The 11,053-nt window shown below is 73.2% G+C and carries 8 protein-coding genes and 1 pseudogene; 6 read left to right on the forward strand and 3 right to left on the reverse strand.

Annotated features, from left to right (window positions below; translation table 11 throughout):
- Both GTW67_RS06500 and GTW67_RS06505 read left to right on the forward strand, forming a co-directional pair.
- Positions 1–1,214: DUF58 domain-containing protein (locus tag GTW67_RS06500; RefSeq protein ID WP_161163840.1), on the forward strand; the 1,214-nt coding region annotated here is incomplete at its 5' end.
- A complete protein-coding gene (locus GTW67_RS06505) occupies positions 1,211–1,783 on the forward strand; it encodes a hypothetical protein (RefSeq protein ID WP_161163841.1) in 573 nt (190 codons plus the stop codon). The genes GTW67_RS06500 and GTW67_RS06505, both read left to right, overlap by 4 nt.
- Positions 1,784–1,868: 85 nt before the next feature.
- Here the strand turns inward: GTW67_RS06505 and GTW67_RS06510 are convergent.
- Positions 1,869–3,249, reverse strand: a pseudogene (locus GTW67_RS06510) (amino acid permease).
- Positions 3,250–3,543: 294 nt separating this feature from the next.
- Between GTW67_RS06510 and GTW67_RS06515 the strand changes: the two are divergent.
- Positions 3,544–4,458: a YceI family protein gene (locus tag GTW67_RS06515; RefSeq protein ID WP_161163842.1), complete on the forward strand. Its 915-nt coding sequence runs from the start codon at positions 3,544–3,546 to the stop codon at positions 4,456–4,458.
- A 58-nt stretch (positions 4,459–4,516) separates the two neighbouring features.
- Here GTW67_RS06515 and GTW67_RS06520 read toward each other — a convergent pair whose 3' ends face one another.
- Entirely contained in the window at positions 4,517–5,587 is a 1,071-nt protein-coding gene (locus tag GTW67_RS06520) for a DUF1152 domain-containing protein (RefSeq protein ID WP_161163843.1), read from the reverse strand.
- Entirely contained in the window at positions 5,584–7,023 is a 1,440-nt protein-coding gene (locus GTW67_RS06525) for a radical SAM protein (protein WP_161163844.1), read from the reverse strand. Before GTW67_RS06525 ends, GTW67_RS06520 begins: the two co-directional genes overlap by 4 nt.
- Positions 7,024–7,236: 213 nt before the next feature.
- On the opposite strand from GTW67_RS06525, the gene GTW67_RS06530 reads away from it, so the two are divergent.
- From GTW67_RS06530 to GTW67_RS06540, 3 genes are read left to right on the forward strand one after another with little or no spacing between them, the layout of a single operon-like run.
- Complete coding sequence (locus tag GTW67_RS06530) at positions 7,237–8,490, forward strand: ATP-grasp domain-containing protein (RefSeq protein WP_161163845.1); 1,254 nt, start codon at positions 7,237–7,239, stop codon at positions 8,488–8,490.
- Positions 8,491–8,494: 4 nt separating this feature from the next.
- Positions 8,495–9,745, forward strand: coding sequence for an ATP-grasp domain-containing protein (locus tag GTW67_RS06535; RefSeq protein WP_161163846.1), 1,251 nt, complete (start codon positions 8,495–8,497; stop codon positions 9,743–9,745).
- Positions 9,742–10,995 carry an MFS transporter gene (locus GTW67_RS06540; protein ID WP_346010575.1) on the forward strand — a complete coding sequence of 418 codons (1,254 nt, stop codon included), beginning with the start codon at positions 9,742–9,744 and terminating at the stop codon, positions 10,993–10,995. Before GTW67_RS06535 ends, GTW67_RS06540 begins: the two co-directional genes overlap by 4 nt.
- Positions 10,996–11,053 lie beyond the last annotated feature (58 nt).

The raw sequence follows: 11,053 nt of genomic DNA on the forward strand, positions 1-11,053 counted from the left end.
TGACCGTCGCCGTCGTCGCGCTGTCCGCCGCCCTGCTGACCGGCCGGGCGTGGCTGCTGGCGCTCGCGGCGGCGCCGCTGGTCCTGCTGGCGTTCGCGTTGCCGCGCGCGTACGCCCGGCGCGTCGAGACGTCGGTGACCGTCGAGCCGAGCCGCTGCTTCGAGGGCGACACCGTCACCGTCCGCGTCTCGGTGGCCCACGACGGCGGCGCCGTCCGTCTCGACCCCGGCGTCACGCTCGGCCCGGGCCTGCGGCTGGACGAGGTCGGTGTCGGTGCGTCCACGGTGACGCTGCGGCACACCGCGCTGCTCTGGGGGCGCTGGACGCTCGGCCCGGTGGACCTCGACGTGTACGACGCCGGGGGCACCGTACGCCGCACGGTGCGGGTCGATGCGGGTGAGGTGTCGGTGTTCCCGCACGCGGCGCAGGCCCGGTTCACGCCGATCCCGGCGCGGCTGCCGCAGCGGCTCGGCGAGCACGCCTCGTTGCAGGCCGGTGAGGGCGTCGAGGTCGTCGGGGTGGGGCCGTGGGTGCCCGGGGAACGGCAGCGGCGCATCCACTGGCCGTCGACGACGCGTCGCGGTTCCGTGCAGCTGCACCGGTTCGCGGCCGAGCGGGCCGCCGACACGGTGATGCTGCTCGACGCGTTCGGGGACGTCGTCGACCCGGTGACCGGGATGTCGTCCCTGGACGAGACGGTGCGCGCCGCGACCGGTCTCACCCGGGCCTATCTGCGCACCCACGACCAGGTGGGGGTCGTCTCGACGGGCGGCACCACGCGGTGGCTGACGCCGGGGACCGGGGACGCGGCGTTCTACCGCATCGTCGAGAGCGTCCTCGACGTCCGCAAGGACCGGCGCTTCGAAGGGACCGGACTGGAACGCGTGCCGCCGCCCGCGCTGCCGGAGGGGGCGCTCGTGTACGTGTTCACCCCGTTGAGCGACGCACGGATCCTGAAGGTGCTGCGGGACCTTCAGGGGCGCGGGCGCCGGCCGGTCGTCGTGGAGATTCCCAGCGGGGATCCGCGCGTCGAACTAGGTGACGCGGCGGGTGAGTTGGGGCTGCGGCTGTGGCACGCGGACCGGGACGCGATGCGGTTCGCCCTGCGGGACAGCGGGGTGCCGGTGCTGCGGCACACCGTCGGCGAGTCGTTGGATCTGGCGTTGGCGCCGTTGCTGTCGGGGCGGGTCGGGAACCGGGGGCGGGGGCGATGACGGAACACGGTGCGCGGGCCGGGCTTCGGGAGTACGCCGGGTACTGGGCGAGGACCGTGCCGGTGCGGCTGCTCGGCGTGGCGGCCGTCGCGGCGGCGTGGCGGCCGTGGGCGACGGTGGACGCCGGGCGGGAGGCGCTGCTGTTCGGCTGCGCGGTCCTCTTCGCGGCGTGGGCCGCGCCCGCGGTGGACCGGCGGCCGTCCCTGGAGTCGGCGCGCCGGCCGGACGCGCTCGTGCGGCACCGGACGACCGTGCTGGCGTGCGCCGTCGTGGTGATCGCGGCCGCCGGGGACCCGGCCTGGTGGGAGGGCGCCGGGGTGACGGTCCTGCTGGTCGCGTACCTGGTGGCGAGCGAGACCTGGCCGTGGAGGTGGGGTCGCGGGGCCGCACGCGTGTGGGCCGAGGCACTCGGGGCCTGCGCGGGAGCCGGGGTGGTACTGACCGCCGCGGCGACGCCGGTCACCGGCGCAGGATTCGGCACGGGACGGATCGTCGCGGCCCTGGTGGTGGCGGGAGCGCTCGCGGCCGGCGGAGGAGTGGCGGGCGCTCGGTGGTGGAGCGGCAGGTAGGCGGGGCGGTAGGTGGGCGGGGCGGTAGGTGGGCGGGGCGGCCACGGAAGCGGCTACCCCGCGTCGGACTCCCGGAGGGAACCCGCTACCCCGCTTCGGGCTCCCGAGCGGAGCCGGCGTCACGGGGCGTGCCCTCTCCCCCGCCGCGCCCGGTCCGCCGTACGGTGGCGACGGTGGCGAGCACCGTTCCGACGGCCAGGACCGCCAGGCCGCGCAGCCACACCTCGGCCTCGATCTGCGTGGCCAGCACGACGCAGGACGCGGCTCCCAGCACGGGCAGCGCGGTCGGCGTCCGGAAGTGGTCTCCGTCGCCCGGATCACGGCGCAGGACGAGAACCGCCGTGTTGACCATGAAGAAGACCACGAGAAGCAGCAGGACCAGGGTGGACGCCAGGGTCGCGACACTGCCCGTGAGCGCGAGGAGCATCGCCAGCAGCGTCGTCACCGCGATCGCGGCCCACGGTGTACGGCGGCCGGGCAGCACCTTGGTCAGCGCGGCGGGCAGGAGCCCGTCCCGGGCCATGCCGTAGGCCAGCCGGGAGGACATGATGCCGGTGAGCAGCGCGCCGTTGGCGACGGCGACGAGCGCGATGGCGCTGAACAGGCGCGTCGGCACGCCGCCGGCCGCCTCGACGACCTCCAGCAGCGGCCCGCTCGACTCGGCGAGCCGGGAGGTCGGGACGGCCGCGGAGGCGGCGAGGCCCACCAGGACGTACACGGCCCCCGCGGTGGCCAGGGCGCCGAACAGGGCGCGGGGGTAGGAGCGGCGTGGGTCGCGGGTCTCCTCGGCGACGTTCACGGACGTCTCGAACCCGACGAAGGAGTAGTACGCCAGCACGGAGCCGCTCAGTACGGCCGCCGCGGCCCCCTTCTCCGGGGTGCCGAGCCGGCCGAGCCGCCCCACGTCGCCGTCGCCGCGCAGCAGCAGCCACGCGCCGAGGACGACGATGACGGCCAGGCCGCCGACCTCGATGACGGTGGCGACGACGTTGGCGCGGGTCGACTCCTTGATGCCGCGGGCGTTGACCAGGGCCAGCAGGGCGAGGAACACGACGGCGACGGCGCCCACCGGCAGTGTCACGAAGGCGGACAGGTAGTCGCCGCCGAAGCCCCGGGCGAGCGCCGCCACGGAGACGATGCCGGCGGCGAGCATGCAGAACCCCGCGAGGAACCCGGCGAACGGCCCGAAGGCGCGTGTGGCGTAGTGGGCGGCTCCCCCCCGCCCTCGGGTACTTGGTCGCCAGCTCCGCGTAGGACGCGGCGGTCAGCAGCGCCAGCAGCAGGGCGACGAGGAGCGGCACCCACACCGCTCCGCCGGTGTCGGCGGCCACCTGCCCCACCAGGACGTAGACGCCGGCGCCGAGCACGTCGCCCAGGATGAAGAAGTACAGCAGCGGGGTGGTCAGCGCACGCTTGAGCGCGGGACCCGGCACGTCCGCCGACAGGTGTTTTCCGACATTCGCCATGCGGCCTCAGGTCCCCCGAACGCGGGGGACCACGCTCGCGGGGGTCCGCGGACGGCCCGCGGGTCCGTGTTCTTCGCCACAGCAGCACTGCAAAGCACCGGGGCCGGCGTCGGCCGGAGGGTAGTCGTTCCAGCTCACGACCCCTGGGTGAATTCGCCTCGGGCAGCGGCTTTATGATCGTTAACGAACCGTCGCCCCACGCCCGTGACCCCGTTCCGGGAGGTTCCTGTCGACCGCGAACGCAGGAGGCCGAGCGGGCCTCGACGGTGACACGTGTGACGAAAGGTGAACTCCATGGCCCTCGGGCTGCTCCGACGCCGGCGTTCCCGCGGCGCGTCCGGTGCCCCTTCGAGCCTCTCGGTGCCCCTGCCGCCGGGGGCCGGGGGATTCGGCTTCGAGGTCGTCGACCCCGTGGGACAGCCCATGGGAGGCGCCGAGGTGACCGTGACCGCCCTGGACACCCACCGCGTCGCGACCCACGGGACCACGGACCCCAACGGCTGGTTCATGGCCACGCTGTCGGCCGGCTCCTACAGCGTGATGACGGTGGCCGAGGGCCTGTCGCCGGCCCGCGAGAACCTCGACATCACCGCCGGGGTGGCGCTGCCTCCCGTGCGGATCGCGCTGGAGTCCGCCCGGCAGCCGGAGCTGCCGGCCGCCGGGACCTGGCTGTTCGATCCTCCGCACACCGCGGTCCGCTTCATCGCCAAGCATGTGGGCATGGCCCATGTCCACGGCCGCTTCACCCGTTTCGAGGGCGGTATCCGCGTCGCGCCGAACATGGCCGACTCCCATGTCTCGGTGCGCATCGACGCGTCCAGTCTCACCACGGGCAACAACACCCGTGACAACCATCTGCGATCCGCGGACTTCCTGGACGTCGAGCGCTATCCGTACATCGACTTCACCAGCACCCGGTTCGCGTACCGCGGCGGCTCGAAGTGGACGCTGCACGGCACGCTCACCATGCACGGCACGAGCCGTTCCGTCGGGCTCGACACGACGTATCTCGGGACGGTGAACGGCGGCTACGACCAGGAACTGCGGTGCGCGGCGCTCGCCAAGGCGGAGCTGCACCGGGAGGACTTCACGCTCAACTGGCGTTCCATGCTGGCCCGCGGCATCGCGGTCGTCGGGCCGACCGTGCAACTGGAGCTGGACGTACAGGCGATGTACCGGACGCACGACACTCCCACGCCCCCGGAGTAGGGAGCGCGCCGATGAGGGACCGGCCACCGGATGGGTGCCGGTCCCCCCGTCGGGTGGCTCAGGTGAGCCGGAGCAGTGGCGTGTCGCACCCGAGGATCTCGCGCAGGGACGGGATGTCCGTCCAGGGGAGGTCGAGCGCGCGGGCGGCGTACCGGAGGGTGACGTGGTCGGCGCCGCCGGCCGCTTCGCGGAGCGTCTTCATCGCCCGCTCCTGGTCGAGGAAGGCGGGGTCGAGAAGGGCGGCGCTCCCGGCGGGCGGCTGCTCCCGCGGCGCGCGGTCGCGCTCCGGGGCCAGTCCGTGGATGCCGGTGAGCCGGTGGGAGAGGTCGGCTGCCGCGTCCAGGGTCGCCGGGCGTTCGTCCAGGAGGGCTCGGGCGACCGGGTTGTGGTCGATGGCCTCCCGCAGCGGCAGATGGTGGAGCCGCGGTGAGGCGGAGGTGAGCCGGATGCTGTCGTGGACGGTGCGGACGGTGCCGCGGGCGCCGTGGATGGCGGCGGCCCACAGTGCGGACGCCTCGGAGGGGTGCCAGGCCAGTGCGGGGCCGGCCGCCGAGGCCGCGTTCCGGGTGGGGGTGAGCGGGTGGCGGCCGGCGAGGCGGTCGAGCAGGTGCTGTTCGCCGATCTCGCCGTCGAGACCGGGACCGCCGACGTAGACGGTGGTGGGGACGCCGGCGAGGTGGCAGGCGGCGAGGGTGTACGCGTCCCCGAACGGGCTGCGCAGGGTGGGCTCGTCGCCGTGGGTGAGGATGTCGCCGCCGATGTCGACGATGCGGATCCGGCCGCCGGCGGCTTCGGCCATGGCCTCGATCTGCCGCGCCAGGGCGAAGAGCCCCTGCGCCGGGTCGAGCAGCAGCAGTTGCACGGGCAGGTCCCTGGCCAGGCCCGGCATCGTCGATCCGGCCGGGGGACGGGCCCGGGTGGCGGCGGTGAAGGCCGCGCCGCCGGCGACGCGGACCAACCCGGTGAAGTCCCGTTGCCCGAGGGGCCGGGCGGTGGGGTCGACCTCGGGACGTTCCCAGGCGTACGTGGCGATCAGCGGCGGGGCCGGGTCGACGGTGACGGTACGGGCGGCGACGAGGGTGCCGATGGGGTCGCCCCCTCCGCCCGCCGCGATGTACAGGTCGGTCATGCGACCCGCTCGCGCAGGTCGATGCCGGTGATGCGTAAGGGGGTTGCTCCCATGTTGCTGCGGGCTCGCTGGTTGGCGGCGTGCAGCTTCTCGTAGTACTCCCGGTCGAGTTCCTTGACGGGCCCGGAGTAGAACATCCAGGAGAGGATGTCGCGGTACTTGAAGCCCTTGGGGGTGAGCTGGACGCGGCGGCCGATGCGGTGGACGAGCCCGTTCGACTCGGCCGCGTCGAGGATGGGCTCGAACTCGGCGGCGTGCTCCTGGTAGCCGAAGCGGTCGAGTTCCGTGAGGTCCAGGTCGAAGGTGTCCAGGACGAGGCGTTTGCGGACGATCTCCTCACCGGTCAGCTCGAAGCCGGTGACGGGGGCGAGTTCGTGGTTCTTCGCCTTGGTGATGTAGTCGGCGACCTCGGCCGTCGAGGGCTTCACGCTGCCGCTCATGTAGTCGAGCACGCTGGTGTAGGAGCGGGCGCCGACGCCGAGGCCGAGCAGGGGCACGCCGTGGAAGGTGAGCACCTTCTGGGCGTAGCCGCCCCGGCCGGGCCTCTTGTAGCGGACGGAGCCCTCCTGGACGTAGCCGTGGTCGAGGAACACCTCGCGGGCGTAGTCGTAACGGTCGTACAGCTCGGGCTGCCACATGTACTGGTAGGCGCCGGTCTTGGAGAACCAGGCGTCCGGGCGCACGGTGAGGAAGTAGGTGCTGATGGTGGTGGGCCGCAGCGCGGCCAGTTCGTCCACGCTGTGCCGCCAGGTCTCGGGGGTCTGGCCGGCGAAGCCCATGATCAGGTCGGTGGACAGGTCGGGCAGGCCGAGTTCGTGCGCGGTGTGGACGGCCCGGCGGATGACGTCCTCGTCCTCGCCGCCGCGGCCGGCCTCGCGGATCTCGCGGGGCACGAGGGACTGGATGCCGACGTTGGCCCGGGTGAGGCCCATGTCGATGAGGGCCTTGAACTCGTCGGGCTCGTCCGCGATGGAGGACGGGGTGGCCTCGACGGCGACTTCCTCGACGGTGGAACGCCAGTTGGGGTACACGGCGCCGATCGTGGCGAAGATCTGCTCGAAGTGGCGGGGTTTGAGCAGGGCGGGGGTGCCGCCGCCGATGTAGATGGTGCGCAGCCGACGGGCCTGGATGATCTCCGCGTGATCGCGGATCTGGGTACAGAGCGCGTCGGTGTAGGCGTCGAAGACGTCCTCGTCGGTGCTGATGATCGTGTAGAGGTTGCAGAAGCCGCACTTGCGGTCGCAGAAGGGGACGTGCAGGTAGAGGTTGAGCTCGGGGACCTGGTAGTTGGCGAGGTCCTTCTCCCACACGTCGTGGATGGTCCACTTGCCCTCCTGGAGGGGGCGGTAGGTGGAGCGGGGCGGGTACGAGTACTGGTAGGGCGGGATGACCCCCTGGTCGATGTAGTCGGCGAGCTGCTGGTGCGGGGTGGTCACGGTGGTGTCCCCGTTCGGGTCGGATGCGGGTTACCTGACGTGGCGATCCGACCACGGAGGGCTTGCGCGGCTCCATGGGGTGTGTGCACCAAATGCCCTGTGGTTACTGGCGAGTTGACTGGTCATTGCTCCAAACGGCCGTGCTGTGCGGGGAGTTGTTTTCGTCGGTCAGGACCATGGTCGCCCGCCGTGCGCTGCGGCTTTGCTGGTCGCATGACGATCGGTGGGGGCCCGCGCGGGCCAGCAGTGCTGGTGATCGAGCCGATGGGCAACGCGGGGCGCTTCCTCGTCGAGGCCGCCGGGCGGCTGGGGGTGCGGTTGTACGCGGCCACGCACAAGGACGTCCACGACGGTTACCCGGAGTGGCTGCGGTCGGCCCTTGCGGGGGTGTGCGCGACGGATCTCACCGACGCCCCGGGGGCCCTGCGCGACATGGAGGTCTTCTGCCGGCGTCACGCCGTCTCGGGCATCGCCGCCTGCTTCGAGCTGTTCACCCCGCTCGCCGCCCTGCTCGCCGAGCGGGTCGGCCTGCCCGGCAACGATCCGCTGCTGGCGCACGCTGCCAGGAACAAGATCCTGATGGGCGAGGTGTTCGCCGCCGCCGGGATCCCCGCCCCCCGCTGGACGGTCGTGCACGACGCGGCCGAGGCACGGCGGGTGGCGCGGTCCACCGGTCTGGGCCTGCCGCTGGTGGTGAAGCCCGCGGAGCAGGGCGGCTCCTGGGGGGTGTCCGTGGTGGACGAGCCGGACCGGCTCCCGCACGCGGTCGGCGAGGCCCAGCGGTTCACCCACGCCCACCCGCACGGACTGAGGCTCGACACGCGAGCCCTGGTGCAGGAGTACATCCCCGGTGACGAGTTCTCGTGCGAGACGGTGGTCGCGGACGGGGTGGCCTACCCCCTGCCGGTCGTCAGGAAGGACACAACCGAGGGCCGGTACCGGATCGAGACCGGGCACACCTGCCCCTCCGGTCTGGCCGCGCCGCTCGCCCGGAAGGTGCAGCACATCGCGGCGCGGGCGGCCCTCGCCGTCGGGGTGCGCAACGGGATCGCGCACACGGAGGTCAAGATCCCCCGGGACACACAGACGCCGTACGTGATCGAGACCGGTGCCCGCCTGCCGGGCGACAACCTGTGCGAGGTCGTCGAGGCCGCGACGGGCGTGAGCGAGGCCGTGGCCTATCTCCAGGCCGTGCTCGGCCGGGTCCCCGACACCGTCGCCTCCCGCGCGGACGCGGCGACGATCCGGTTCCTGCTGCCCGAGCGGGGCGGGGTGCTGCGGCAGGTGTCCGTCCCCGAAGTTCCGGGCACGCACAGCGAGTTGCATCTGCGGCCCGGTGACACGGTGCCCGAGCCGGCGGATTCGAGCTGCCGCGTCGGGCATGTGGTGGCCCGCGCGGAGACGGTCGACCTGGCAAGCGAACTGGCCGGCCGGGTGGCCGCCCGGTCCCGAGTGGAAGTGGGCTGAACAGATGCGGAAGATCGCGTTCTTACGGTCGGTCGGCATCCGGCGCGCCGACCCCTACATCCAGCAAGCCGTGCGCGCACTCGCCGCCGACGGGATCGAGGCCGGGCTGTTCCACACCAGCGGCGCCGCCGGTGACGACGACTTCCCCGGGTACCGGCAGCGGCTGGACCGGGCGGTGACGCCGCGGGAGCTGGCCGACGCGGTCGCCGCCTGGGGAGCGGACGCCGCGGTGTCGATCTCGCTGCCCTGCGAGAACGCGCTGCGTGACGCCGCGGCCAAGGAGCTGCTGGACGCCGAGGGCATTCCGACGATCATGACTCCGCTCGCGGCGACGATGCTCCTCGTGGACAAGTGGGAGACCAAGCAGCTCTGCGAGCAGGCCGGGCTGCGGGTGCCGGACGGCTTCCGCACCGACTCCGACCTGCTGGCCGGGCGGGGACTGCCGGTGCCCGGCTACCGGGACGCCCTGCGCGTACGGGCCGGACAGCTCGGCTACCCGCTGCTGTCCAAGCCCGTGTGGGACTCGACCAGCATGGGCATCCGCACCCTGCGCGGCGCCGCCGACCTGGACGCCTACCTCGCGTCCCCGCCGGAGGTGTCGGCGGTGGTGGAGCAGGTCGTCGAGGGCGACCTGTGCAGCGTGGACATCGTGGGGCGGCCCGGTTCCTACCAGGTGCTGCCGCTGTGCTGGACCGGGCGTGCCGGGCCCGAGCCGGTGTTCACCTTCGCCGACCTGCGCTGGTGCGGACCCCGCGAGGAGGCGGACGCCGCGTTCGCCGACGTGGCCCGCGCCCTGGTCGCCCTGTGCGGGGAGCTGGGGGTGTGCGGGTCGGTCAACGTCGACCTGGTACACACCCAAGGCCGGTTCGTCGTCCTGGAGATCAACCCGCGCATCGGCGGCGCCACCACCCTGTCGTGCGCCGCGTCGGGCACCAACACCTTCACGTCCCTCGCCCGCATGGCCCGCGGGCTCCCCCTCACCGGCGGCATGGCGCAACGGGTCGGGTGGGCCGTCGAGTTCCTCGCCGAGGACCGCATCCCCCCGGCGGTGGTGGCGGAGCTGCGGCAGCGCGTCGCGGTGGTCACCGCGCACGATCTGGTCATCGACGGTGACTCCCGCGGCGACATCGTCGCGTTCACCCTCCCCGAAGGGGACGAGGACAGGACGGTGAAGTCACTGACGGAGCTGCACGAGACGACCGGTTTCCCCGCGGCCGGCGTCCTGGGCAAGATCGGCGCCCTGCTGTGCCCGTGAGCGTGACGGCGGGGCCCCGACGCCGGTCCCGTGCCGCGGAGCGCCTGGGCGTGCCCGGGCTGCGGGGGCACGGCCTCTTCATCACCGGCAATCTGATCGACTCCGTCGGCAACGGCATGCTCCTGCCGCTGGGGCTGCTGTACTTCACCGACGTACGCGGTCTGCCGCTGGCGCAGGTCGGGGTGGCGACGACGGTGGGGCAGGCGATCGCCCTGCCGGTCACGTTCCTCGCCGGGCGCCTCATGGACCGTGCCGGGCCGAAACCGGTCGTGGTGTGGGCGAACGTCGTCGCCGCCGTCGGGTTCGCCCTGTTCCTGGCCGCGGACGAGCTGTGGCACGTGGCCGCCGTGTACGTGCTGGTGCAGTCGGGCATCAACATGTACTTCACCGCGCAGCGCACCCTCGTCACTCATGTCACCGAGCCCGGGGAGCGCCGGTCGTGGTTCGCGTTCACCGGCTCGCTGCGCAACGTCGGCCTCGCCGCGGGTGCCGCCGCGGCGGCGGGGGCGCTGACGGTGTTCGGGCAGGGCTCGCTGCGCTGGATGATCGCGGCCGACGCCGCGACGTACCTGCTGGCCGCGCTCTGCTTCGCCGCCGTCACCACGACTGCCCCGCGGGCGGAGGGCGCGGCGCCGGACGCGGTGGTGAGCCGGGCGGACGACACGCGCCGCTATCTGGTCCTCGTGGCCGTGAACATCCCCTACGTCCTCGCGCAGGCGATGCTCGCCGTGCTGGTCGCCGTCTACACGACCCGCTCCCTGGGGCTTCCGGCGTCGGCGGCGAGTGCGCTGTTCGTCGTCAACACCGTCATCGTCTCGGGGCTGTCGACCGTCGTCACCGCGCACCTGGCGCCGAAGGTGCCGCGCCGCGCCGTGGCGGCCGGGTATCTGCTCATGACGGCGGGGATGGGCGCCTTCGCGCTGCCCGCGCTGCCCCGCCTCGCGTCCACCGCCTGGGCGGCCCTCCTGGTCGCGATGGTGCTGTTCAGCCTGGCGGAGATCCTTCTCGGACCGGCGTTGAGCGAACTGTCCGTGAGCCTCACTCCCGGCGCGGCGGGGGGCTTCACGCAGGGGCTGTACCAGTTCTCGTGGGCCGTCGGCATGGTCGCCGCTCCCGCCGTGTTCACCCTGCTGCTGGAGGCCGGGCCGCTCCTGCCGTGGGGGGTCGAAGCCGCCGCCTGCCTGGCCGCCGTCCTCGCCGCGCCGGCCCTGCGGGCCCCCAGCCGCCATCGCCGGAGGAAACCCCGTTGATCACGAGCCTCGTCGACTCCGTCCACGCCGTCCCCGCCGCCGAGTGGGAACACCTCGA

It is taken from the genome of Streptomyces sp. SID5910 (genome assembly GCF_009862125.1).
GTDB lineage: Bacteria > Actinomycetota > Actinomycetes > Streptomycetales > Streptomycetaceae > Streptomyces.

What these genes read in the sequence shown, in the direction of transcription:
- GTW67_RS06505 (WP_161163841.1), top strand. Translation starts at nt 1,211, where the DNA reads ATGACGGAACACGGTGCGCGGGCCGGGCTTCGGGAGTACGCCGGGTAC.
- GTW67_RS06515 (WP_161163842.1), top strand. Translation starts at nt 3,544, where the DNA reads ATGGCCCTCGGGCTGCTCCGACGCCGGCGTTCCCGCGGCGCGTCCGGT.
- GTW67_RS06520 (WP_161163843.1), bottom strand. Translation starts at nt 5,587, where the DNA reads ATGACCGACCTGTACATCGCGGCGGGCGGAGGGGGCGACCCCATCGGC.
- GTW67_RS06530 (WP_161163845.1), top strand. Translation starts at nt 7,237, where the DNA reads ATGACGATCGGTGGGGGCCCGCGCGGGCCAGCAGTGCTGGTGATCGAG.
- GTW67_RS06535 (WP_161163846.1), top strand. Translation starts at nt 8,495, where the DNA reads ATGCGGAAGATCGCGTTCTTACGGTCGGTCGGCATCCGGCGCGCCGAC.